Source organism: Streptomyces cathayae (assembly GCF_029760955.1).
GTDB lineage: Bacteria > Actinomycetota > Actinomycetes > Streptomycetales > Streptomycetaceae > Streptomyces > Streptomyces cathayae.
On the sequence record NZ_CP121683.1, the window covers coordinates 49,213 to 72,101 of the forward strand.

The following is a 22,889-nucleotide window of genomic DNA, read 5'->3' on the forward strand; positions in this document are numbered from 1 at the left end:
CGTCGAAGACGAGGTCAGGGCTGCCGGTCGTGATGGGTCTTGGATCGGGCCACATAGCGCCCTTCACTGCGGCCCGCGACGGCGTCCGGACCGGGGCCTGTCGGAACGAGCGGCAGTGGCCCGCCCGTCAACGGCAAAGGACACCTCACGGCCCGTTTCCCCGGCTTCTTGGGGTCTTTGCATGCGGGCGGGCCGGTTCCCACGGGCGCGCACGCGGTACAGGTCCCTTCCACCCGTGCGGCCTCTGCTACCCGGGGAGTTGGCCCGTGATGAGGTCCGGATTCTGGAGCTCTTCGGGTGCGAGGGCAGGGGGCTGTGGCCCGGCGGCCTGCCGCCAGCCGCCGTTGACGTACCAGGAGTCGGCGACCAGTGTTCGGTAGAACGCGCTCTCCCAGCTGTTGGGATTGGTGTGCGTCCATGCCTCGGCTTGCGATGCAAGCAGGCGGCCGACTCCGTCGCCGGGCAGGGCGGCGAACATGAAGGAGAGCGTGGAGAGGTGGCTGCCGACCTGGAGGGCGTAGCGCTCGCTGAGGTTGAACAAGTCGAGGTGGGCTTGCAGTCGGGCGACGAACGCCGGGGCCCATGCAGAGGGCGCGTCGACGAAGAACTGCGCCGTCATCGGCTTGGTCGCGGTCTTCCAGACGAGACGTGCGGCAAGCCAGGCGGTGCGGGAGAATTCGTCGAAGTAGGGGTGCAGGGCCTGGGCTTCGGCGGCTGCCGGTGATGCGTCCGCCTTTCCGGTGTTGCAGTCGCGGCAGGCGGGCACGAGGTTGGCCGGGACCACCGCGAGCAGCGGGTAGTTGCTCTTGGGGAGCTGGTGGTCGAGGGTCTCGACCTTGCCGATGCCGCACAGGGGGCAGAGGTCTTCGGCCGCATTCTTGATGGCGTTGTAGATCTCGTAGCCAGGGGTGTCCTTCCTGGCCATGCGGTCGGTGTAGACCTTCCTGAGCTGCTTGCGGTCCGTGGCGTCGCCGGGGTGGTCTGCCACGTCGGTGAGGTCGTGCAGGGTGTGGTTCTTCGCTGCCGCCTCGTACTGCTCGCCGGCCTTAACGACAGCTTCCTCAAAGGTCTTCAGGCGCGACTTGGCCGCGGGCCGGGCGATGCTGATGCATGTGGTGTATGTGGTGCGCACATCGAAGGCGGGCAGTTCCATGCGGCGCATCAGTGGCTTCCCTCCGGTGCATCGGCCGCGCCGCCCCCTGTGCTGAGCAAGGCGCTCAGGACGAGCCGCGCCTCGCTGCCCAGCCGGTCCCCGAAGTGGGCGAGTACGTCGTCGTAGGTGTAGCCCTGCCTGGTCAGGCGGCGCAGTTCCTGCAGGAAGCCTGCTTCTCCAACCTCAAGGCCGAAGACCTCGTGGGTGAGCATGCCGACGTTCTCGCCGTAGGTCTGGATGCGGGGTCTGGCGGCCCCGAGATGCCGGCCGTGGCGGCGCAGGATCCACACGCAATGGGCTGGTATCTCCTGAAGGACGACAGGAGAGTGCGTGGCGACGATGGCGAGGCCGTTGCGCTGGGCCAGCAGGTCCGACAGGGCCCGCATGAACGCGGCGAGCAGTGGCGGGTGGAGGTGGGCCTCGGGTTCATCGATGATCACCAGGGTGCGTTCGTCGACGTGCTCGATCAGCCGGGTCATGGTGAGCAGGACGATCTTATGCCCGGAGCTGAGGGGACCTGTCCCCGAGCGGTGGACACCTCTGAGCCCGGCCCCGGCAGGGGCCGGGGAGGAGGGGCCTCTTATGGTGATGAAGGTCTATTCGCCCGAGTTCAAGGCGGACGCTGTCGCGCTGTACCTGTCGGATCCGAGCCACACCTTCGAGGGCATCGGCAAGGACCTGGGGATCAGCCGGGAGACGCTGCGCAACTGGGTACGGGCCGAGCGGGCCCGCCGCGGCAAGAGCGGCGCCATGATCAAGAGCACGAAGGACGTCCCGGTGAGCGAGGCCACGAAGGAAGAGCTGGAGGCCGAGATAGCGGCCCTGCGCGCGGAGAACAAGGACCTGCGCAAGCAGAACGCGACACTGGCCACCGAACGGGACATTCTCCGCAAGGCGACGAAGTTTTTCGCCGCCGAGATGAATTGGTGAACCGCTTCAAGTTCATTGAGGACCACCACCGCGCCTGGGGCGTGAAGCGGTTGTGTCACGTGCTGGAGGTGGCCCGCTCCAGCTTCTACAAATGGCGGGCCGGCCGGGAGGCCCGCGCCGCGCGTGAGCGGGCGGACGCCGCGCTCGCCGAGCGGATCCGGGCCGTGCACGCCGAGTGGGACGGCACCTACGGCCGGCCCCGGATCACCGCCGAGCTGCGCGACGCCGGTGAGCGCGTGAACCACAAGCGCGTCGGACGGGTCATGCGCAAGTACGGCATCGCCGGGCTGCGGCTGCGCAGGCGCCAGGTCACCACCATGCCCGAGCCGTCCGCCACGCCCGTGCCGGACCTGCTTGGGCGCGACTTCACCGCAAGCATGCCGAACACCAAGTACGTCGGCGACATCACCTACCTGCCGGTGGGCGACGGCGAGTTCCTGTATCTGGCGACCGTGATCGACTGCTTCTCGCGCCGTCTGGTGGGCTGGTCGATCGCCGATCACATGCGCACCTCGCTGGTCGCCGACGCGCTCCAGGCAGCTGCCGCGACCCGCGGCAGCCTGGCCGGAGCCGTATTCCACAGCGATCACGGAGCGCAGTACACCTCTCGCCAATTCGCCGATATATGCGCCGAGTTGGGGGTGCGGCAGTCCATGGGCGCGGTCGGCACGAGCGCGGACAACGCGCTCGCCGAGAGCTTCAACGCGGCCCTCAAACGCGAGACGCTCCGCGGCGCCCGCCGCTTCGACGGGGCCCGCGCCTGCCGCCTGGCCGTCTTCCGCTGGACCACCCGCTACAACACCCGCCGACGACACTCGGCGAACGGACAGCAGGCACCGATCGCCTACGAGCAACAGTCGGCTACCCTGACACTCGCCGCATAACGACACGAACAGGTGTCCACCCCTCGGGGACAAGGCCCTTTGTCGCCGGGACGGGGACGCCGGCGACGCAGCGCGTTGGCGTAGGCCTGACCGAACTTCAGGCACCACCGCCGGACGGTTTCGTAGGAGACGACCACGCCGCGCCCGGGTATCAGCTCCCCGGCCTCCCGGTACGACAGCGGAAACCGGTGGTACAGCCACACGCAGCGGGAGATGATCTCGATGGGGTACCGGTGCCCCCGGTACGACGGCGGCACGGACGACACGAGCAGTCCCCTCCCCGATACGACCTCCACAAAGATCATCCCACGCCGGTCGGCCAACGTGACAACGCCAACTCTGGTCGTGACACACCCCTCGGCAGCTCCCCGGCGCACCGCGCGGGGAGCTGCCGCATGCCGTGACGACGGTCACGTCCGGTTTGCGCACTGGACGACATACCGACCGGTCAGCATCATGGTCGCATCCCCTTCACCCGCCTGTAGGAGCGACCATGAGCCCCGACCACCCGCCCGGACTCGATCTCGACCGGCTGCGCGGCCTGCTCGACCGAGAGCGGCACGGGCTGGCACAGGGCCCCCTGACCGGCCGGCTGATCGAGGGCGGACGGTCGAATCTGACGTACGCGGTCTCGGACGGCACCTCGACGTGGGTCGTACGGCGCCCTCCGCTCGGCCACGTCCTGGCCACCGCACACGACATGAAGCGCGAGCACCGGGTGATCAGCGCCCTGCACCCGACCGACGTGCCGGTGCCGTGCCCGGTGCTGCTGTGCGAGGACGAGGAGGTGCTGGGCGCGCCGTTCTACGTCATGGAGTTCATCGAGGGCACCCCGTACCGCACCGCCGCCCAGCTCGCCCCGCTGGGCGAGGAGCGCGCCCGGAGCGCCGTGCTGTCGCTGGTGGACACCCTCGTCGGGCTGCACGCGGTGGACCCCGTCGAGGCGGGCCTCGCCGACTTCGGCCGCCCCGAGGGCTTCCTGGACCGGCAGCTGCGGCGCTGGGGCAAGCAGCTGGCCGCCTCCCGCAGCCGCGAGCTCGCCGGCATCGACGAACTGCACGCGGCGCTCGGACGCGCGCTGCCCCATTCCCCCGCGCCGACCGTGGTGCACGGCGACTACCGGCTCGACAACGTCCTGATCGGGGCCGACGACCGGATCCGGGCGGTCCTCGACTGGGAGATGTCCACGCTCGGCGACCCGCTGACCGACCTCGGCCTGCTGGCGATGTACAGCACGCCGCTGAACCTGCCCGACTCCCCCGTCTCCACGACGGCCGAGGCACCCGGGCATCCCTCCCCCGCCGAACTGATCGAGCGGTACGCCGCCCGCTCGGGACGCGACGTCTCCGCGGTGTCCTGGTACACGGCGTTCGCCTGGTTCAAGCTCGCCGTGATCCTCGAGGGCATCCACTACCGCTACACGCTCGACCAGACGGTCGGCCGCGGTTTCGACCGCATCGGCGAACTGGTCCCCGTCTTCATCGAGCACGGTCTGACCACTCTTCAGGAAGGCTGACGGGACATGGACTTCGCGTTCGACGCGCGCACCGAGGAGCTGCGCGCCAGACTGCTCGCCTTCATGGACGAGTACGTCTACCCGGCCGAGCAGGTCGCCCACGAGCAGCGCGCCGGGCTGGCCTCGCCCTGGGACACCGTCCCCGTGGTGGAGGACCTCAAGGCCGAGGCCCGCCGGCAGGGGCTGTGGAACCTGTTCCTGCCCGACTCCACGTACGGTGCCGGCCTCACCAACCTCCAGTACGCCCCGCTCGCCGAGATCACGGGCCGCTCCCCGCAGCTGGCGCCCACCGCCACCAACTGCGCGGCGCCCGACACCGGGAACATGGAGGTGCTGGCCCAGTTCGGCGACGAGCAGCAGCAGAAGCAGTGGCTGGAGCCCCTGCTGACGGGGGAGATCCGCTCGGCGTTCGCGATGACCGAGCCGGAGGTGGCTTCCTCGGACGCCACCAACATCACCACGCACATCGAGCGGGACGGCGACTCGTACGTCGTCACGGGCCGCAAGTGGTACATCTCCGGGGCGATGCACCCGGACTGCAGGATCTTCATCGTGATGGGCAAGACCGACCCGGACGGGGCGGACATCCGCCGCCAGCAGTCGATGATCCTCGTGCCCCGCGACACGCCCGGCGTCACGATCGAGCGCGCCATGCAGGTGTTCGGCTACGAGGACCACTCCCACGGCGGCCACGCCGAGGTGGTCTTCGACCGTGCGCGCGTGCCGGTGGCGAACCTGATCGGTGAGGAGGGCGGCGGTTTCGCCATCGCCCAGGCGCGGCTCGGCCCCGGCCGGATCCACCACTGCATGCGGTTGATCGGCATGGCCGAGCGGGCGATCGAGCTGATGTGCCGGCGGGCCGTGTCCCGTGACGCCTTCGGCAAGCCACTGGCCCAGCAGGGCGTGGTGCAGAACTGGATCGCGGACGCGCGGGTCGCGGTCGAGCAGCTGCGGCTGCTGGTGCTGAAGACGGCCTGGATGATGGACACCGTGGGCAACCGAGGTGCCCACACCGAGATCCAGGCCATCAAGATCGCCACCCCGCGCACGGTCGTCGGCATCCTCGACCGGGCCATCCAGCTGTACGGGGCGGGCGGGGTCAGCCAGGACTTCCCGCTGGCCGAGCTGTACGCCGCCGCCCGCACGCTGATGATCGCCGACGGCCCGGACGAGGTGCACCAGCGGTCGCTGGCGCGGCGGGAGCTGAAGAAGTACCTGTGACGTGGGGGGGCCGGGGGTTTTCGCTCCCGCCGCCCCTGCCCGTCCCGTCCCCGGGGGCCGCGCCCCCGGGCCCCCGCTCACGGGCGCAGCGCTCGCAGCAGGAGGTCCGCCAAGTGGTCGGCGACCTCCTGGGGACACAGCGGTCCGTCCGGGCGGTACCAGGTCGACAGGTGGTGGACCGAGCCGAAGTCGTACTCGACCACCAGGTCGGCCGGGGCCGCCGCGGAGAAGACGCCCGCCTGCTGGCCCTCCTCGATGAGCGCACGGAAGCGCTCGTGGTAGCGCCGGCGCTCGGCGCGCACCTGCTTGTTCTTCTCCGGGCTCAGGTGGTGCATCGAGCGGAAGAAGATCATCGCGTCGTCCAGGTTCTCGATGGTGGTGACCACCACGTCCGCCGCCGCGTCGCGCAGCCGCTTCTCGACCGGCTCGTCGGCGTCCGCGGGTGACGCCGGCCGCCTCGACGATCTCCTGCACCGAGGTGCGGTCGTAGCCCTGCTCGGCGAAGAGCCGGGTGGCAGCGGCCAGGAGCCGCTGCGGCACCGGAGTGCCGCCTGAGTCCGTCGTCCTGGGCACCTGCCGCCACCTGCCTTCCGTGGCCCTACTCGCTGCCGTGCGTACGAGAACGAAGTTCCCGACGGAGGATCTTCCCACTTGCCGTTCTCGGCAAGTCCGGCAGGACCCCGGTCCCGAGGAGGGCGAGCCAGGGCCCGGCCGCGCGGCGGGAGGCGGTCACCGGGTCTCCTCCCACTTGCGCTGGATGCGGTTCATGTTCCTCAGCTAGCGGTCGGGGTGGGCGGCCCGGGCCTGGTAGAAATCGGCGACCTCGGGGTGCGGCAGGATCAGGAAGCGGTCCTCCTCCATGCCCTTGAACAGGGCGTCGGCCACGCCCTCCAGCTCGATCGCGGTCGGCCGGAGCACCAGGTCGCCCGCGCTGCCGCTGTCGGTGAGCATGTCGGTGCGCACGCCCTGCGGGCAGATCGCGTGCACCTTCACCCCGCGGTGGCGGTACGTCAGGGACAGCCATTCGGCGAAGGCGTAGGCACCGTGCTTGGTGACGCTGTAGGGGGCGGCGCCGATCATGGTGAGCAGTCCGGCCGCGGAGACGGTGGAGACGAACCGGCCGCCGCCGCGCTCCAGCCAGGCGGGGAACAGCGCCTCGGCGGCGCGGACGTGGGCCATGACGTTGACGTCCCAGGCGCGCGCCCAGACCTCCTCGCCGGCCGCCTCCGAACCTCCGGAAGCCAGGCCCGCGTTGGCGCAGTAGACGTCGATCGTGCCACCGAGCGCGTCGCGGGCCTCGGCCACGGTCGCCGAGGCGTCGCCCGGCACCGCGATGCCGCCGATCTCCCCGGCGACGGCCCCCGCCCTCCCGGCGTCGAGGTCGTTGACGACGACCCGCGCCCCCTCGGCGGCGAACCGGCGGGCCAGCGCGGCGCCGATGCCCCCTCCGGCCCCGGTGACGACCACTCCCGCATCCCGCACGGCTTCCACCATCGGTCTCCTTCGACATGGCTGCGAACGGGCGCGAATCAACTCCGTCACGTCAGACGAACCGGTCGGTATGTGTGAGGAAAAGGGTGACTGCAGCAACGTAAGGGCGACCACAGCAACGCAGGACCCACGGTTCGCACCTTCCCCTCTCACGGAGGTCACCCATGCGCATGTCCAGACGAGGCGTGCTCGCAGCGCCACGGCGGCAACTGTGTCATCCGCACCGGCAGCAAGCACGTGGCACACCGCAGTCGTTGTCGATGTCGTCGGTGGCGCCCAGGGCACCATCAGTGGCTCCGCCGACCGCGGTGGCTACGAACGACTCGACGTCTGGGCCGCCAGCGAGGCGTTCAACAGCGTCCTGAAGGTCGAGTACGTCCACCGGTACACGTTCCACACCCGCACCGAGGCCCGGATCAGGATCACCACCTGGATCACCGACTTCTACAACACCCGCCGACTACACAGCGTGTGCAGGTTCAAGAGCCCGATCGACTATGAGAACGAGTACTGGGCCAGCCTCACCATGGGGCTGGCTGTATAGGAAGGATTCCGCAGTTCGATTCGAGGGAATTGATATTGTCGATCAGCAGGCGGTCCGTGCACTCGGCTCGTGCCGTGCGTATGAACCACTCCGCGTGGGCGCTCATCCGGGCGCCTGCGGCGCGGTCTTGAGGATCTCGATGCCGTCGGCGGCGAAGATCGTGTCGAACGCCTGGGTATAGCGGTTGTCAAGGGCTCGCAGTAGGTAGCGGAAGCCGGAGTCAGCTATGCGGTTCCTGGCAAGCTGGGTGGCCCAGGCCGCAGTGGGATGGGCCGTGACGCCGAGGATGTGCACGGTGCGGGTGCCGACCTCCATGACCGCGAACACGTATAGCCGCTTCAAGTTCACAGTGAGTGGAAGAAGTCTGCGGCCAGTAGTCCAGAGGCCTGGACGCGGAGGAACTCGCGCCACGTGGGCCCCGTGCTGGGGCCGCGGCTGGGTGCGGCACCGAGGCCGATGCTGCGCAGGGTGCGGCGGATCGTCGAGGCGCCCACGCGGTGGCCGAGGCGGCGCAGCTCGCCCTGGATGCGGGTCGAGCCCCACATAGGGTTCTCTCTGGCCGGGCGGTGTCGGCGCAGTCTGCCCGGTAGGTACCGGGCCAGAGCTGCGAGCACGGCGCGGTCCGGCCAGGCAAGGCGCGGCCGGACGCCGATTGGGCGGCGCAGCACCACGACCTCGTGACGCAGCGCGAGCAGTTCGACGTTCTTGGCCTCCTCCGGTCGCGACAACAGCAACAGCAGGAACAGTCCGAGAAGCCTCAGGAAGACCAGGTAGAGCACGCGCAATGACATGCAGCCCGACCCTGCCATGATCGAGAGAGGCTGCAAAGTACCTGTTCAAGAGCTATGCGTTACTTCTGGCACCCGACAGGCATCTCCTATGACGCCATGCCCATCGAGCGCCTGGAACCAGCGTCTGCCGGGGAGCAGGCGCTGGGGCCGCGCTGTCCGTCCTGCTGGGTGCTGGTGAGGGCCTACAGCGGTGGGGCCCTGCTGGGGCGTCGTGCACCCCGTCGACTGCACGTAGACATCGGCCGGACGCCGCTCCTCGCCCTGAAGTGGGCGCTGGACGCAGCGCAGCACCCCGACATCCGGGCTGTGCTTACTGTGCGGCGCTGCCGAACTGGACCCGGTGCTCAGGGACTTCGACCAGGGTTCCGGGGCCAGCACGAACGTCACCCTGCGTGGCTGTCACCGCGGCGCCATGCGAAGCGCCCCGTCGATGCGGATGACCTCTCCGTTGAGGTAGTCGTTGTCAACGATCGAAAGGACGAGCATGGCGTATTCGCCGACGTCACCGAGTCGGCTCGGGAACGGGACGCCCGCGGCCAGGCCGGCGCGGTACTCCTCGGACACGGTCTCCATCATCGGGGTGAGCATGACGCCGGGCGCGATCGTCATGACGCGAATGCCGTGCTGCGCCAGGTCACGGGCGGCTGGCAGGGTGAGACCCACGATGCCGCCCTTTGAGGAGGAGTAGGCTGCCTGGCCGATCTGGCCGTCGTAGGCGGCGATCGAGGCGGTGTTGACGATGAGGCCGCGCTGGCCGTGTGCATCGGTGGATGTCTTCGCGATCTGTTCGGCAGCCAGCGCCATGACGTTGAAGCTTCCGACGAGGTTGACGCCGATGACCTTCGCGTAGGCATCGAGGCTGTGGACGCCGCGCTTGCCGAGGATCCGCTCCGAGGGCGCGATTCCGGCACAGTTGACGACGACACGCAACGGTTCCGTCCCGGCAGCGGCCCGGGCCACCGCCTCCCGCACGGCGTCGGGGTCGGTGACATCGACATCGACGTACTCGACGCCGGCGAGCGTGCTCGAGCCTCGGACAGCGTCGTTGGAGGTCTTGAGGTCGAACACGTAGACCGTCGCCCCCCTCTTGACGAGGGCATCCGCGGTCGCCGCGCCGAGGCCGGACGCGCCACCTGTGACGATCGCGGCAGTCCCCATGAGTTCCATGAACGTACTCCTCCTCGCTTCGTTGGTAACCGGTCTGGCAGCACTTCTGTCGCCGCTGACGAAACCGGCTGCTGAAAACAGTGCTGCCACGTGTGCGGGGCCCGATCACGATGCGCCGCGCTGGGGGGAACCCGGGGTGAAGGGTGAAGCGCTCGCAGAGCACGAACCCGGACTTCGTGGCCCGCCGACGAGTCCGTCGAGTGCCACGGGCGGGTTCCGCATCCACCAGGACGCGTCCATCAGGGCCTCCGCGGGTGGGGCCTCGATCCTTCCGTCGTTGTTCGCGCCGACCAGACCGGACTCCCTATGTGTTCAGACATCGGTGACCCGCAGACCCGCATGGCCCTTGTAGCGGCGGTTGACCGAGATGAGGTTCGCGGTGAGCGCCTCGACCTGATGCGCGTTGCGGAGCCGGCCGCCGTAGATGCCGCGCACACCCGGAATCACCGAGGCCAGCTCCTGGACAAGGTCGGTGGCCTCGCGGTCGTCGCCGAGGACGAGGACGTCGGTGTCGACCGAGTCGAGCTCCGGGTCGTTCAGCACGACTGCGGAGACGTTGTGGAACGCACCGACGACGGTCGCGTCGGTCAGGATGTCGGCCGCCTGCTGGGCCGCCGAGCCTTCTTCGACGTGGAGGGCGTACGCGCCCTGCTTGTCGAACCCGAGAGGGTTGACACAGTCGACCACGACCTTGCCGGCCAACGCAGGTGCGAGCTCCTTGAGCAACTCGGCGTGCCCGTCCCACGGGACCGCGACAATGACGATGTCACCAGCCGAGGCGGCGTCGAGGTTCGACAGCCCCGCGACGTTGCCGGGAATGCCGGCAGCGGTCTCCGCGGCGCGCTCGGCCGAGCGCGACCCGAGAACGACGTCCAGTCCGGAGGCGGCGAAACGGCGAGCCAGGCCGCGGCCCTGAGGGCCGGTGCCACCAAGCACCGCAATCGTCTTGCCGCGCAGCACATCGCTCATGCTCATCTTTCTCTTCCTCTCTCGCCGGCTCGCGGCAGACCGCCGCAAGGGCATGGGTCCGCCGGGAGTCGGCATGGTTCAGCAGCCGGTGAAGACCGGCTCCGCACGCGCCAGGAACGCCGTCAAGGGGACGACGCAAGCAGCCGCTGCGGTGGTCGGAGTCGGACCCGACGCGAGCCGACCGGCGACGGTGAGCGCACGCCCCCGGCCTCGTCCGGTTCGGCAACGTCGCCTGCGAAGCCCCGGCCGACCGCCTGCTGCACGGAGAACAGCTCCACCGGCAGGCAGTGACCGCGTCGCTGCGCGCGTTGAGAAACGACGTCGCTCACGCCGTCCTCTCGTAGATGACGACCGGGTTGCCGGACGGGTCGGTGACCACCGTGCGACGCTCGTGCGGTCCCACCACCGGCTCGTCCACGGTCGCACCGGTCGCCCTCAGCCGTGCGACCCACGTGTCCAGGTCGTCGACCTCGATGCTGACAACCGTCCGGCCCGCAACGGGCTGTTGCGACTCGTCCGCCAACCCGATGGTGACCGCTCCGTCGGTGATGGCGGCGTATCGGTCGCCGTCACAGAACTTCGTCGTCAGACCGAGCGAGTTGTAGAACCTGAGCTGGGCCTCCAGGTCGGCGGCCGGAACGATCACGTGACCGATCTTCATGTGCGGAACCTCGGCATCACTTCGCTGGCGAACCGCTCGACGATCTCCATCGACCGCTCCATCGGCAGGCCCAGCCACTGCGCACGGAACACGAAGTGGTTGAAGCCGGCCTCGGCGAAGTCCTGCACCTTCACCGCGATGTCGTCGGGCGAGCCGAAAAAGAGGGCCTTCCTCTTGATCCCCTCCCACTGCGACTCGAAGTAGTCCATGCCGTACTGGACGTACTCGCCGTAGGAACGGCGGACCGCATCCCCGGCGATCGCGTAGGCCTCGTCGAAGGAGTCGGCGACGCAGAGGTCGCGGTGGATCGGGAACACCGCGCCCTCCTCGCCGAACCCGCTCGCCCTCCGCTGCTCCCGGTAGTCGGCGAGGTTGCCGACCGCCCAGTTGCGCCGGACGTTCGAGGGCGCCAGCCAGGGCAACCCCTGGTTGGCGATCCGCTTGATGCCGATCGGTCCGTTGGCACCCACCCACACTGGTGGGCCGGGCTCCTGCACGGGGAGCACGCTGCAGCGGACGCCGTCCAGGTCGAAGTGTTTGCCGTGGTGGGTGACCTTCTCCCCGGTCCACAGCCGCTGCATGACCTCCAGCGCCTCGTTCATCCGGGAGACGCGGGTGCGCCGCTCGATTCCGAACGAGGCGAACTCGTCCTCCCGGTAGCCCGCCCCGATGCCGAGGACGAACCGGCCCCCGGACATCTGGTCGATGGTCGCGATCTCCTCGGCCCAATGCACCGGATGCCCCAGGGGCAGGATCAGGATCCCGGTGCCGAGCTCCATCCGCCCGGAGTGGTCGATCAGCCGGGACAGCAGCGGCAGCGGCTGCGGCGTGCTGAGTGAGGACAGGTAGTGGTGGATGCCGAAGACCGAGTCGTAGCCGAGGTCACGGATGTGCTGGACGTACTCGACGAGCTCGCTGGTGCGCCGGGCGATGTCGTCCCCGCGCTCGTACTGGTGGTCGAGAAGGATGCCGAATTTCACTGGTCGATCACGCCTCACGCGAGCGGCTGTCGCTGAGCCGGAAGTACGGCGCCACCAACCGGTCGCGGTCGGCGAGCGCCTGGGCGACGCCCTTCCCGTGGCGCTCCTTGAGGAAGTTCCAGTCGCCCTCCTCGAAGGAGACGTTGGTGGCCCAGCCGTGGCCGATCCAGCCGGTCATCGCGCCGAGGCCCTTGCCACGCGCCTCCATGACGACCTGCATCATCGACTTGCCCATCATCAGCGAGTCCAGCGGCATGACCGCGATCGCGTCCGCGTAGTCGTCGACCCACCTCCCGAGCTCGTCGCGCTCGACGACCTTGGTGACCAGGCCCTTGCGCTCACCCTCCTCGGCGCCGATGGCGCGCATGGTGAGCATGACGTCCTTCATGGTCGTGAGGCCCACCTTCTCGATCCAGTGGTACATGTCCTGCGGAGCGGGGCCGAGGTAGCGGAATGCTGGGTGGGTGAACTTGGCATCCGGGGAGGCGATCACGATGTCGGCCGAGAGGGCGATCTGGAAGTGGCCGCCGTAGCAGTAGCCCTGCACCTGGCAGATGGTCGCCTTCAGCGACTCGATGATCGGACGGGTGAAGCCCGAGCTCAGCACATTCCGGTCGGGCAGGATCCGCTGGCGCTGTGCCGGACGGCGGCGCGAAGCCTTGTCGGTGCCGGACTTGTACCCGATGTAGTGGCCCAGCTCGGAGGCGTCCGCGCCGGTGCCGAAGTGATCGCCCTCGCCCTTGAAGACGATGACCTTGACCCGGTCGTCGGTCTCGGCCTCACGGACCAGGTCACCGACCCGCTCGAACGCGGCGACCGGGATCGCGTTGAGCCGCTCCGGACGGTCGAAGGTGATCGTCGCGACGGCCCGCTCCTCATCTACGTCGTAGCGGACGTACTTGGCGAGGACCTCGGGGTCGACCTCCATGTTCTCGACGTCCCACTGGTTCTCCAGGAGCTCGGCTTCTGTCTTCTTCACAGCTTCCCTCTCTTGTCCATCGGTTGGTCGGTAGCCCACGGGGCGGCCGTCAGCGGAATGCGGGGAACACCTCGCTGGCGAAGAGCCGAAGCGAGGCGCGCACCTTCTCGGTCGGCATGCCCAGCCAGCCCGGTCGGAAGATGATGTGGTTGAAGCCCAGGTCGCGCAGGGCGGAGATCCGCTCGATCAGGAACTCCGGTGACCCGAGTAGCAGGGTGTTCGCGACGAGGTCGTCGAAACGGTCGCGCTGCCAGCGCAGCGCCGGGTATTCCGCGTACGTCGCGTACTCGGTCCGCGCGTGCGGGAGAGCCTCCTCGACCGCCTGCTCGGTGGTCGGGGCGCAGTACAGCTCGACGCCGACCGGTCGCTCCACTGTCGCCGGGTCCTTGCCCGACTCCACGAGCGCGTCGTCGTACACGGCGAGCTGGTCGGGAAGGAACCTCGGGTTCGGCGAGTTCCCCGGCGCGTACCAGGCGTCGCCGAGCCGGGCCGCGCGGCGGACGGCCTTCCTGCCGCCGGCACCGACCCAGATCGGCGGGCCGCCCGGGGTGAGCGGCCGCACGCCGATGGAGGCGCCCGACAGCGGGTAGAACTCGCCTTCCTGGTAGACGGTCTGTCCCGACCACAGAGCCCGGATGAGTCGCAGGCTCTCGTCCAGGCGACGGAACCGGGTGTCCGGATCGATGCCGAACGCGGCGAACTCGTTCTCCCGGTAGCCGGCGCCGACGCCGAGCACGACGCGGCCGCCGGACAGGTGGTCCAGGCTCGCGAACTCCTCGGCGACGTGCACCGGGTGAAACAACGGCAGCAGCAGGATTCCGGTGCCGAGCGTCATGTTCCCCGAGCGGGGGATGAGGCTCGCCATCATGGAGATCGGCTGCGGCGTGGCCAGGTTCGACTGGAAGTGGTTGATGGTCCACACCGAGTCGTAGCCCAGCTCGGCGGCGAGTTCGACGGTTCCGAACAGGTCGCTCAGGTGCTTGCCGAGGTCGTCGGTGTGCGGGTACTGGTGCGACGCCATGATTCCGAACTTCATGTGCTCCCACCTCCGTCGGGGGCCGGCACAGAGACACGGCTGATCTTGCCGGTCTCGCTGCGCTCGAGTGCGGGCACGAACTGGATCCTCCGTGGCGTCTTGAAGTGCGCGAGCCGGTCACGGGCGAACTCGACGATCGCCGCGGACAACCGGTCGTCGCAGACCGAGTCGTCGTGCTCGCGCACGACCAGCGCCACCGGGATCTCGCCGAGGCGGTCGTCAGGAAAGCCGAGGACGCGGACATCGTGCACCAGGGGGTGCTCGCGCAGTTCGTCCTCGATCTCCTCGGGCCAGACCTGGAAACCGCCGCACTTGATCATGTCGCGCTTGCGGCCGGCAAGCCACAGGACCTCGTCCTCGTCGATGTAGCCCATGTCGCCGGTGTGCACCCAGCCGTCGCGGACGAGCTCCGCGGAAGCCTCGGCGTCGTCGACATAGCCCTTGGTGAGCTCGGAACGGACGACAATTTCGCCCTCGGACCCGGGGGGGAGCACGTTTCCGTCGTCGTCGCGGATCTCGAGATCGACCCCCGGGTAGACCTTGCCCGCCGAGCCCGGCTTCCACAGGCCGGCCTTCATGTCCTTGCCGTTCCAGCCGGCGATGTGCCCGGCCTCGGTGGAGCCGTAGTTGACCAGGATCGGCACGTTGTAGCGCTCTTCGAACCCACGTCGGATCTGCCACGAGATGGCCTGGCCGGCCACCAGGACCGACTTGACCCCGGCGAACGGCAGGTGACGTTCGGCGTGCACGATGTCGAAGACCATCGTCGGCAGGAAGAAGAAGTTGTCGAACCGGAAGCGCTCCATCAGATCGGCCAGGCGGTCGATGCCGAACCGCTCCCACACGACTGCGGCGCGTCCTACGAAGTAGGCGAAGAGCAGCGAGTGCTGGCCACCGCTGTGGAACAGCGGCAGGGCGATGAGGTTCGGCTTGGCGTCTGGCGGAGCCGTGCCCTGCTTGTCGGTGCCGGTGGACACGCGGGCGAGCCGCTCCAGCGACCCGCGGGTGCCGCCGTGGGTGACGCTGACGGCCTTGGGGCGGCCGGTGGTCCCCCCGGTGAAGAGGATGCAGGCTTCGGAGTCGGCGGCCACCTCGACCGCACGCACCCTCGTCTCGTTCTTCCACGCCAGCGGCTCGACGCCGGGAACCGCGTCGGTGATCGAGCGGACCGGGAGGTCGGAACCGGCGCGGAACTCCGCGACGACGTCGCTGCGCCGACCGTCGACCAGCAGCAGCCTCGGGTGGGTTTTCGCGACCGACTCGGCCAGCTCCGAGGCGTTGTACAGGCTGCTGACGGTCACCGGGACGGCGCCGAGCTTCCAGGCGCCGAACAGGAAGAACACGGTCTCGGGGCCGTTGGTCAGGTAGAAAGCGACCCGGTCTCCGGCACCGATGCCCTCGGCACGCAGCGCCTGTGCGACGCCACCGGCGAGCAGGTCGATCTGGTCGAACGTCCAGGAGCGGCCGTGCTCGCCGTGCAGACCGGGCAGCGCCGCACGGTCCTGGCAGCGGCTCTCGATGATGCCGGCGAGGTTCGCGTTCGTCATCGGCCCACCTCGCTCACGGCCCGCGAGTCGACGCGCGGGATGACCTCGGTGCCGAACCGGGCGATCTGCTCCATCGCCTCGTCCTGTCCGGCTCCCACGAACTGGAGCCGCAGCGAGACCTCGGTGATGCCGAGTTCGGACTCCCACCGCTGGAGCTTCTCGACGATCTCGTCGGCGGTCCCGACGAGGCAGTCCTCGGCCAGGTACCGGTCCAGGTCCAACGACTGGGCGTCGTCCCACGACTTGTAGCCCGAGTACTGGCGCTCCATGTGCGGGCGGACCCCGGCGACAGCGGCGTGGTGGGTGTCGGCGATGAACGCCTCCCGGGTCATCGGGTACTCCCGTTCCGGCGAGAATCCCCGCTCGGCCAGCTCGTCGCGGTAGATGCCGAGCAGACGGGCGAGCTCCGCGTCGTTCCCCTTCGGACCGATGAGCCAAGGGGTGTCCAGGCGTGCGGCACGGCGGACGGCCGGCTCGGCGAAGGCCCCGATCCACAGCGGGGGGCCGCCGGGCTGGACCGGGCGCAGAGCCAGGGAGGCACGGGGAGCCTCGCCCCAGCTGCCGGCGATGTCGATCGCCTCGCCGTTCCACAGCGACCGCAGGATCGGCACGTACTCGCGCAGGCGCCGCAGGCGGTCGCCCCACTCGACGCCGAAGGCGGCGGTCTCACGCCTGCGGTATCCGGCGCCCATGCCGACGGTGAGCCGGCCGCGGGACAGCACGTCGAGCGAGACGAGCTCCTCGGCCAGGGCCACCGGGTTCAGCAACGGCGCCAGAAGGACACCGAACCCGATCCGCACCCGCGAGGTGGCCGACGCGAGGTAGCCGGCGAGCGGGATCGGCTGGACGAACGCCGACTGCGCCAGGTAGTGGTGGCCGAGGTAGACCGCGTGGAAACCGGCGGCCTCCGCGGTGGCCGCCTGCGTCACCACGTTGTCGATCCCCTCGACGGCCGACGCCGCCGGGTCGAACTGCGCGCTCAGGAAGCAGCTGATCTTCACTCGGCGACCGCCTTGACCGCGACCCCGTCCGACGGGTCACCGGTGCGGAAGTGCGGGATGACCTTCTCCGCGAACTCCTCCATCGACTTCAGGGCGGCCTTGCGGTCCAGCGACGGGATGCGCAGCCAGCTGATGTAGTGGTTGATGCCGAGCTGCTCGCGCAGCATCTCGATGGTCTCGATGACGCGCTGCGCGGAGCCGAAGTTGCCGCCGTGCGTCAGCGTTTGCTCGAGAGTCAGCAGCTCGATGTTCTTCGCCACCGCCTCGTAGTAGGACCGCTCCTGCTCCATGGCCTCCTCCGAGCCCGGGATGACCTTGCCGACCGACTTGTAGTAGGTCAGGGCTGCCTGGGCGGCCGCACGGAGCTCCTCCTGGCTCTCACCGCACCAGACCTGCTGCATGAATGGCAGGTCGTAGGTGGAGATGTCGAAGCCGTTCTCCTCCATGGCCGCCCGGTAGAGGGAGAAGTTCTTCTGCATGATGCCGAGCGGGGTGAAGTTCGGCGAGGTGATGATCGGCTCGCCGATCTCCCCGCGGCTGCGGAAGCTCTCCGGCGACACGGTTCCCTGCAGGATCGGCGGACCACCCGCGGTGTACGGCCGTGGATAGGTGGTGACGTTGTCGTAGTGGAAGATCTCACCGTGGTACGAGAAGTTCTCCTGGGAGAGCGCCAGCCGGAGCACCTCCAGGGTCTCCTGGTAGCGGATCTTGGACTCCTCCAGCGGGATGCCGAAGCCGGAGAATTCCAAGGCCTGGTAGCCGCGGCCCACGCCGATCGAGACCCGGCCACGGGAGAGCACGTCGAGCGCTGCGATGTCTTCGGCCAGCCGGAGCGGGTTGTGCAGTGGCAGGACCAGCACCGCGGTGCCGATGGTGATGCGCTTGGTGCGTTCGGCGACGGCCATCCCGAAGCTCACCGGGCTGCCGAGGACGCCGTACTTGGAGAAGTGGTGCTCGGCCAGCCAGACCGAGTCGAAGCCGAGCTCGTCCGCGAGCTCGATCTCTTCGAGTGTCTCGCGGAGCACCTGATGGTCAGACTCCCCGTCACCCACCGGGAACAGGTTCATGATTCCGAATTTCACGACCACTCCTAATTCGTTCCGACCAGACGGTATGTTAATGCGGGCGGGCTTGCACCCGCAAGGGTGCGAGCCGGGCCCTCAGGCCTGAGCCGTCGGCCTCCGGGCGGCGATGCGCAGTTCTCCGGCACGGCGGCGGTGCCACGAACCACGGCCCAGCAACGCGTCCAGGACCAGGGCGCGCCGCAGGTACAGGTGCGGGTCCGCCTCCACGGTGATGCCCATGCCGCCGTGGACCTGGATGCAGCGCTCCGCGGCGAAGACGGCGGCCTTCCCGGCGGCCGCCTTGGCGGCGTGCACCTGGATCCCGGCGTCCGGGCGGCCGTTGTCGACGGCCCACGCGGCGTACAGCGCCAGATCCCAGGCCGCCTTCCGGGCCGTTGCCGCCTCGGCGAGCTGGAACGCGACCGCCTGGAACGAACCGATGACGCGGCCGAACTGCTGCCGCGTCCTGGCGTAATCGGCGGCGAGGCCTATGGCGCCTTGGGCGACACCGCAGAGTTCGGCGGCGACGACCAGCGTGGCGCGCTGGGCGCCCGCACCCACCGGCGCGGCGCTCTCCGGCTCGCCCAGGGTCACGTCCGCCAGCGGCACCGACGGATCGAACGACTCGCGAGGGGTGATGCCGGCCGGGTCGGCGATCCAGACGCCCTCGGTACCCAGTGCCGCGATTCCGTCGGCGTGGTCGGCATACCGAACCAGCGTGCGGATGGGCCCTGCGCAGCCGGAGCGGTCCGCCCATCCCGGTGTTCCGGGCGCGTCGGCCGCGGGGGTGAGGATCCGGCGGCCCTCAAGCACGTCGTCGGGCAGAGGGCCGAGCGCGGTCGCCAACTGGACTGCGGCGGCGTGCGACGGGAAGCGGCTCGGCACGAGGTGCTCGCCGAGCACCTCGACGGCCACCAGCAGGTCGATGAGGCTCGAGCCGATGCCGCCCGCCGACTCGGGGACGCCGAGGAGGCCGAAGTCCCGCAGCAGCGTGGTGTCGCACTCCGGCGCGCTCCACGGTCCGGCGAGCGCGTCACGCGCCCGCTTGCTCTCGCGCTGGGCGAGGGTTCGGACGGTCTTCTCGATGTCGAGCTGGTCGTGGGTGAAGGCTGCTCGCATGCGGCGACTCCGCTCAGCGTGAACGCGGCAGGCTCAGCACCCGCTCCGCGAGGATCGACTTCTGGACTTCTTCGGTGCCGCCCTCGATGGTGTGGGCACGGGCGCGGAGGTAGCGGCGCATCCGGGCGGCGGCGCCGTCGCCGTCGAGGAGGACCCCGCCGGCTTCGTCGAGCTGGACGGCGAGCCGGTTGGCGTTCTGGACGACACCGGCCCACAGGCTCTTCAGCGCGGAGGTCTCCGGGCCGGGGACGCCGCCGGCCTGGCTTTCGCCGAGCATGCGCATCGAGCCGATGCGCACCGCTTCGGCGTCGCACTGGAGGGCGCCGACGGTGTCGATGAACGCGGTGCCGTCGGCGACGCCGCGCTCGACCGCGAGGTCGATCAGCCGATCGACGGCCTGACGTGCCCACACCCACAGGTTGAGCGCCATGCTGCCCCGCTCGAACGCGAGCGTGGTCAGGGCGACCTTCCAGCCGTTCCCGACACCGCCGAGGACGTCCTCGTCCGGGACGAATACGTCGTCGAGGAACATCTCGTTGAACTCGGTGTCGCCGTTGATCATGACCAGCGGTCTCACGGTGAACCTGTCCATCGGCGCCAGGAAGTAGGAGATGCCCTGGTGCTTGGGCGCTTCGGAGTCGGTCCGTGCCAGGAGCAGGCACTTCGAGGCGTTGTGGGCGTTCGACGTCCAGATCTTCGAGCCGTTGACGAGCCAGCCGCCGTCGACCCGGACCGCCGAGGTGCGCAGGCTCGCTAGGTCCGATCCGGAGCCCGGCTCACTGAATCCCTGGCACCAGTAGGTCTCGCCCGTGAGGATCCCGGGCAGGTGGCGGGCCTGCTGCGCGGCGGTGCCGTGCGCGACGATGGTCGGCCCGGCCAGCATCATGCCGACACCGTTCAGCGGGTACGGCGCCCCGCGGACCGCGGCCTCCTCGTTGAAGATCGCCTGAGCCAGCGAGTCCATGCCGCGGCCACCGTGCTCCACCGGCCAGGACAGTCCGGCCCAGTTCGCTGCGCACAACCGGTCCTGCCACACGCGCGACCAGTGCTCGCGCTCCTCCTGCGAGAGGTCCTCCTGGTCGGGCACGTCCTCCAGTGCCTCGTCGAGCCAGCTGCCGACCTCGCGCCGGAACGCCAGATCGGCATCGCTGTCATCGAAGTCCATGTCCGCCTCCCACCATGTCGTCGGTCGCCGGGCCCGCGCCGGAGACGTCCTCGGCACCGGCGAGCCGGGTCTTGTACAGCTTTCCGTTGGGATCGCGCGGCAACGTCTCGTGCACGAAGTACGCCTTCGGCAGCTTCGGCTTCGCCAACCGCTCGGACAGGTAGGACCGCAGCGTCTCCACGGCCGTCGCCTCGTCGGGCGCGTCGTCGGTCAGCGCGATGTGGGCGACCGGGACCTCGCCGTACTCCTGGTCGGGCGTGCCGGTGACACCTACGTCGGCGACCCACTCGTGCCCGATGAGGGCGTTCTCGATCTCGGCCGGGTACACGTTCACCCCGCCGACCAGGATGAGCTCGGAGACACGACCGGTGATGTACAGGAACCCGTCCTCGTCGACGTGGCCGACGTCCCAGACGGTCGTCAGGCCGTCGCGGCGCGACCCGTCGGTCTTGCGGGGATCCTTGTGGTACTCCATCCGGTCGTCGCCCTGGCGCATGTAGATGATGCCGGTCTCGCCGGTGGGCACCTCGTTGCCCCGGGTGTCCAGGATGCGCAGGGTCGAGATCGACGCGGGCCGCCCCACGGTCCCGGGGTGGGCGAGCCATTCGTGCGGGCGCGCGATGGTGGTACCGACCTCCGTCGAGCCGTAGTACTCGTAGACGACCGGACCGAACCAGTCGAGGATTCGCTGCTTGATCTCGCGCGGGCACGGCGCGGCACCGTGGAGCACGTACTGCAGCGACGACATGTCGTGGCACTCGCGGACCGCCTCGGGCAGTTGCAGCAGCCGGAAGAAGTGGGTCGGGACCATGCTGGACCCGGTGATCCTGTGCTGCTCGACCCGCCTGAGGAAGCCCTCGGGGGTCCAGCCGTCCATCAGGACCAGGGTGCCGCCGGCATGCAGTGCGCCCATCGCGGGCGTGATGCTCGCGGAGTGGTACATCGGCGATGACACCAGCCAGGACCCGAACGCCTCACGGGTCATCCCGAACTCCTTGAACAGCCACCTGTAGGCGAGCGCGCCGGTGTCGGCGTCGAGGCCGCTCAAGGGCCGTTTCACGCCCTTGGGGCGGCCGGTGGTGCCGGAGGTGTACATCATCAGCGACCCGGCCGGGGTGTCCTCCGGGTCAGTGGTCGCCATGCGGTCGGTCAGCTCCGAGAGCGAACGCGCGGCCGCCGCCCTGCCGTCGACGAACACGGGGAGGCCGAGCGGGTCAGCCGCGGTGGCCACGGTCTCCTCGACGCGGTCGGAGCAGACGACCACTCTGGCGTCGCAGTCCTCAAGGATGTAGGCGATCTCCGGAGCGGTGAGGTGGTAGTTGACCGTGACGAGGTACAGCCCGGACTGCATCGCTGCGAGATAGAGCGCGACCATCCCCACGCTGTTGGCCATCACGCACGCCACCGTGTCGCCCTCGACGAGGCCGCACCGCTCGCGCAACCCGTGCGAGACGCGGTTCACCTCGGCGAACAGCTCCCCGTAGGTAAACCTCTGGTCGTCGGCGGTGATGACCGCTTCCAGCTCCGGATGCGACGCGGCCCAGAGCCGGAAGCCCACCTGGTCCTCGCGCATGCCACTCCTTGCATTTGATTCCGACTGTTCGGTATCTTCTTCGAAGAGTAGATGGGATTACAAGCCATGTCCATACCGGTGAGCAAAGAGCACGCGGCCAGCTACCGAGCCCGCGAGGTGTCCGGCCCGACCCCGGTCGTCGACGGCGTCTGGTCGGTGCCGGTACCGCTTCACGGAAGCCCCCTGCATTCCGTCATCGTCTATCTGATCGAGACACCCGAGGGTCCGGTCCTCATCGACGCCGGCTACGAGCATCCCACCTGCTGGGCGTCGTTCCAGGAGGCGCTGGAGCGGATCGGGCGGAGCCCCAAGTCCATTCGGGCGGTGCTCCTCACCCACAACCACCCCGACCACGTCGGATTCGCCGACCGGGTCCGCGACGTCTCCGGCGCACAGATCGTGATGCACCAGGACGACGACTTCGCCTTCCTGCACCGGGGGCGCGGCCGGTTCCTGACGCAGCTGCACACAGCGCTGGTCATGACGGGCGCCCCCGACGATGTCGTCGAGTCGATGTATGCCGAAGCCGGCAAGGTGGCGAAGCACTCCGAGAGCCTTGACCTCGATGTCGCCCTCACTGAGGACATCGACTTTAGGTTCGGCGACGTGACCGTGCGAGCCATCCACGCCCCCGGGCACACCTACGGGCACACGATCTTCGTCTCGCAGGGGCTGGTGTTCACCGGCGACACGATGATGCCCGAGGGACCCACGCAATTGGCGATTCCGAGCCTGCCGGAGGACAACCCGGCCGCGGACCTGTTCGGCACCCTGGACCGGATCCGGGACCTGGGGGCGGAGATCGCCTGCCCTGCGCATCAGTTCGCCTACCGCGATGTCGCCGAGCGGGCGATGGAGCTCAAGGCGTTCCACCAGCGTGAGGTCGAGAAGGTCCGCGGGCTGCTCGCGGACCATGGGACGGCGTGGGAGATCGCACCGCATCTGACATGGCCGAAGCCGTGGGACGAGCTCGGGCCGGGTACCCGCCGGTTCGCGCTCATCCACACCCTGGCACTCCTGCACGGCGCGAAGGTCTGAACATCGGGCACCACGGGACGTCGATCGTGGCAGCACCCCGCTCGCCGACCGCCTGACCAG

Annotated in this window: 22 protein-coding genes and 2 pseudogenes; 5 read left to right on the forward strand and 19 right to left on the reverse strand. The window is 69.2% G+C overall.

From position 1 onward, the window contains the following. Positions 1 to 247: 247 nt before the first annotated feature. Positions 248 to 1,162, reverse strand: coding sequence for an HNH endonuclease (locus tag PYS65_RS34330; RefSeq protein WP_279338223.1), 915 nt, complete (start codon positions 1,160 to 1,162; stop codon positions 248 to 250). Continuing rightward, positions 1,162 to 1,743, reverse strand: a complete 582-nt coding sequence (locus tag PYS65_RS34335; protein WP_341483724.1) for an AAA family ATPase — start codon at positions 1,741 to 1,743, stop codon at positions 1,162 to 1,164. Before PYS65_RS34335 ends, PYS65_RS34330 begins: the two co-directional genes overlap by 1 nt. Here PYS65_RS34335 and PYS65_RS34340 point away from each other — a divergent pair. Continuing rightward, positions 1,736 to 2,967, forward strand: a protein-coding gene (locus tag PYS65_RS34340) for an IS3 family transposase (protein WP_279338225.1) whose coding sequence is annotated in 2 segments (ribosomal slippage) — positions 1,736 to 2,057 and positions 2,057 to 2,967 — 1,233 coding nt in all. Because the reading frame shifts where the segments join, the coding sequence is not laid out codon by codon here. The two genes, PYS65_RS34335 and PYS65_RS34340, sit on opposite strands and share 8 nt — an antisense overlap. A 38-nt stretch (positions 2,968 to 3,005) precedes the next feature. On the opposite strand, the pseudogene PYS65_RS34345 reads toward PYS65_RS34340, so the two are convergent. Next, positions 3,006 to 3,272, reverse strand: a pseudogene (locus PYS65_RS34345) (hypothetical protein); the annotation flags it as partial. Between the two features lie 188 nt (positions 3,273 to 3,460). Here PYS65_RS34345 and PYS65_RS34350 point away from each other — a divergent pair. Further along, complete coding sequence (locus PYS65_RS34350) at positions 3,461 to 4,483, forward strand: phosphotransferase family protein (protein ID WP_279338226.1); 1,023 nt, start codon at positions 3,461 to 3,463, stop codon at positions 4,481 to 4,483. 6 nt (positions 4,484 to 4,489) lie between these two features. Then, entirely contained in the window at positions 4,490 to 5,704 is a 1,215-nt protein-coding gene (locus tag PYS65_RS34355; RefSeq protein WP_279338227.1) for an acyl-CoA dehydrogenase family protein, read from the forward strand. A gap of 77 nt (positions 5,705 to 5,781) precedes the next feature. Here the strand turns inward: PYS65_RS34355 and PYS65_RS34360 are convergent. Together PYS65_RS34360 and PYS65_RS34365 are read right to left on the reverse strand one after the other, a co-directional pair. Then, positions 5,782 to 6,277, reverse strand: a pseudogene (locus PYS65_RS34360) (TetR/AcrR family transcriptional regulator). Positions 6,278 to 6,481: 204 nt separating this feature from the next. Further along, positions 6,482 to 7,198: an SDR family oxidoreductase gene (locus PYS65_RS34365; protein ID WP_279338228.1), complete on the reverse strand. Its 717-nt coding sequence runs from the start codon at positions 7,196 to 7,198 to the stop codon at positions 6,482 to 6,484. A gap of 208 nt (positions 7,199 to 7,406) precedes the next feature. On the opposite strand from PYS65_RS34365, the gene PYS65_RS34370 reads away from it, so the two are divergent. Further along, positions 7,407 to 7,739 carry an IS3 family transposase gene (locus PYS65_RS34370; RefSeq protein WP_279338229.1) on the forward strand — a complete coding sequence of 111 codons (333 nt, stop codon included), beginning with the start codon at positions 7,407 to 7,409 and terminating at the stop codon, positions 7,737 to 7,739. Positions 7,740 to 7,841: 102 nt separating this feature from the next. Here PYS65_RS34370 and PYS65_RS34375 read toward each other — a convergent pair whose 3' ends face one another. The 14 genes from PYS65_RS34375 to PYS65_RS34440 form a co-directional block, all read right to left on the reverse strand. Next, positions 7,842 to 8,081, reverse strand: a complete 240-nt coding sequence (locus tag PYS65_RS34375; protein WP_279338230.1) for a hypothetical protein — start codon at positions 8,079 to 8,081, stop codon at positions 7,842 to 7,844. 2 nt (positions 8,082 to 8,083) lie between these two features. Further along, positions 8,084 to 8,530 (reverse strand): hypothetical protein, encoded by a 447-nt coding sequence (locus tag PYS65_RS34380; RefSeq protein ID WP_279338231.1) that lies wholly within the window; start codon positions 8,528 to 8,530, stop codon positions 8,084 to 8,086. Positions 8,531 to 8,929: 399 nt separating this feature from the next. Then, positions 8,930 to 9,697: an SDR family NAD(P)-dependent oxidoreductase gene (locus PYS65_RS34385; RefSeq protein ID WP_279338232.1), complete on the reverse strand. Its 768-nt coding sequence runs from the start codon at positions 9,695 to 9,697 to the stop codon at positions 8,930 to 8,932. Positions 9,698 to 10,009: 312 nt separating this feature from the next. Then, positions 10,010 to 10,666: an NADPH-dependent F420 reductase gene (gene npdG / locus PYS65_RS34390; RefSeq protein WP_279338271.1), complete on the reverse strand. Its 657-nt coding sequence runs from the start codon at positions 10,664 to 10,666 to the stop codon at positions 10,010 to 10,012. Positions 10,667 to 10,991: 325 nt separating this feature from the next. Continuing rightward, on the reverse strand, positions 10,992 to 11,327 hold the full coding sequence (locus PYS65_RS34395) for a VOC family protein (RefSeq protein ID WP_279338233.1): 336 nt from the start codon (positions 11,325 to 11,327) through the stop codon (positions 10,992 to 10,994). After that, a complete protein-coding gene (locus PYS65_RS34400) occupies positions 11,324 to 12,307 on the reverse strand; it encodes an LLM class flavin-dependent oxidoreductase (RefSeq protein ID WP_279338234.1) in 984 nt (327 codons plus the stop codon). The genes PYS65_RS34395 and PYS65_RS34400 overlap by 4 nt, the downstream gene beginning before the upstream one ends. A gap of 7 nt (positions 12,308 to 12,314) precedes the next feature. Beyond that, a complete protein-coding gene (locus tag PYS65_RS34405; RefSeq protein WP_279338235.1) occupies positions 12,315 to 13,286 on the reverse strand; it encodes an enoyl-CoA hydratase/isomerase family protein in 972 nt (323 codons plus the stop codon). A gap of 49 nt (positions 13,287 to 13,335) precedes the next feature. Continuing rightward, positions 13,336 to 14,322, reverse strand: coding sequence for an LLM class flavin-dependent oxidoreductase (locus PYS65_RS34410; protein WP_279338236.1), 987 nt, complete (start codon positions 14,320 to 14,322; stop codon positions 13,336 to 13,338). Then, positions 14,319 to 15,869, reverse strand: a complete 1,551-nt coding sequence (locus PYS65_RS34415; protein ID WP_279338237.1) for a class I adenylate-forming enzyme family protein — start codon at positions 15,867 to 15,869, stop codon at positions 14,319 to 14,321. Before PYS65_RS34415 ends, PYS65_RS34410 begins: the two co-directional genes overlap by 4 nt. After that, entirely contained in the window at positions 15,866 to 16,870 is a 1,005-nt protein-coding gene (locus tag PYS65_RS34420; RefSeq protein ID WP_279338238.1) for an LLM class flavin-dependent oxidoreductase, read from the reverse strand. The genes PYS65_RS34415 and PYS65_RS34420 overlap by 4 nt, the downstream gene beginning before the upstream one ends. Then, the gene (locus tag PYS65_RS34425; protein WP_279338239.1) at positions 16,867 to 17,952 is read right to left on the reverse strand and encodes an LLM class flavin-dependent oxidoreductase; all 1,086 of its coding nucleotides are present in this window, start codon (positions 17,950 to 17,952) and stop codon (positions 16,867 to 16,869) included. The genes PYS65_RS34420 and PYS65_RS34425 overlap by 4 nt, the downstream gene beginning before the upstream one ends. 78 nt (positions 17,953 to 18,030) lie before the next feature. After that, positions 18,031 to 19,053 (reverse strand): acyl-CoA dehydrogenase family protein, encoded by a 1,023-nt coding sequence (locus PYS65_RS34430; protein WP_279338240.1) that lies wholly within the window; start codon positions 19,051 to 19,053, stop codon positions 18,031 to 18,033. Between the two features lie 13 nt (positions 19,054 to 19,066). Next, positions 19,067 to 20,218 carry an acyl-CoA dehydrogenase family protein gene (locus tag PYS65_RS34435; protein ID WP_279338241.1) on the reverse strand — a complete coding sequence of 384 codons (1,152 nt, stop codon included), beginning with the start codon at positions 20,216 to 20,218 and terminating at the stop codon, positions 19,067 to 19,069. Next, complete coding sequence (locus tag PYS65_RS34440) at positions 20,205 to 21,791, reverse strand: AMP-binding protein (RefSeq protein WP_279338242.1); 1,587 nt, start codon at positions 21,789 to 21,791, stop codon at positions 20,205 to 20,207. The genes PYS65_RS34435 and PYS65_RS34440 overlap by 14 nt, the downstream gene beginning before the upstream one ends. Before the next feature lie 66 nt (positions 21,792 to 21,857). On the opposite strand from PYS65_RS34440, the gene PYS65_RS34445 reads away from it, so the two are divergent. After that, on the forward strand, positions 21,858 to 22,829 hold the full coding sequence (locus PYS65_RS34445; RefSeq protein ID WP_279338243.1) for an MBL fold metallo-hydrolase: 972 nt from the start codon (positions 21,858 to 21,860) through the stop codon (positions 22,827 to 22,829). Positions 22,830 to 22,889 lie beyond the last annotated feature (60 nt).

Coding starts and splice junctions, on each gene's coding strand:
- PYS65_RS34415 (WP_279338237.1), bottom strand. CDS start 15,869: ATGACGAACGCGAACCTCGCCGGCATCATCGAGAGCCGCTGCCAGGAC.
- PYS65_RS34435 (WP_279338241.1), bottom strand. CDS start 20,218: ATGGACTTCGATGACAGCGATGCCGATCTGGCGTTCCGGCGCGAGGTC.
- PYS65_RS34430 (WP_279338240.1), bottom strand. CDS start 19,053: ATGCGAGCAGCCTTCACCCACGACCAGCTCGACATCGAGAAGACCGTC.
- PYS65_RS34440 (WP_279338242.1), bottom strand. CDS start 21,791: ATGCGCGAGGACCAGGTGGGCTTCCGGCTCTGGGCCGCGTCGCATCCG.
- PYS65_RS34445 (WP_279338243.1), top strand. CDS start 21,858: ATGTCCATACCGGTGAGCAAAGAGCACGCGGCCAGCTACCGAGCCCGC.
- PYS65_RS34365 (WP_279338228.1), bottom strand. CDS start 7,198: ATGGTGGAAGCCGTGCGGGATGCGGGAGTGGTCGTCACCGGGGCCGGA.
- PYS65_RS34410 (WP_279338236.1), bottom strand. CDS start 14,322: ATGAAGTTCGGAATCATGGCGTCGCACCAGTACCCGCACACCGACGAC.
- PYS65_RS34330 (WP_279338223.1), bottom strand. CDS start 1,162: ATGCGCCGCATGGAACTGCCCGCCTTCGATGTGCGCACCACATACACC.
- npdG (WP_279338271.1), bottom strand. CDS start 10,666: ATGAGCGATGTGCTGCGCGGCAAGACGATTGCGGTGCTTGGTGGCACC.
- PYS65_RS34385 (WP_279338232.1), bottom strand. CDS start 9,697: ATGGAACTCATGGGGACTGCCGCGATCGTCACAGGTGGCGCGTCCGGC.
- PYS65_RS34350 (WP_279338226.1), top strand. CDS start 3,461: ATGAGCCCCGACCACCCGCCCGGACTCGATCTCGACCGGCTGCGCGGC.
- PYS65_RS34355 (WP_279338227.1), top strand. CDS start 4,490: ATGGACTTCGCGTTCGACGCGCGCACCGAGGAGCTGCGCGCCAGACTG.
- PYS65_RS34395 (WP_279338233.1), bottom strand. CDS start 11,327: ATGAAGATCGGTCACGTGATCGTTCCGGCCGCCGACCTGGAGGCCCAG.
- PYS65_RS34380 (WP_279338231.1), bottom strand. CDS start 8,530: ATGTCATTGCGCGTGCTCTACCTGGTCTTCCTGAGGCTTCTCGGACTG.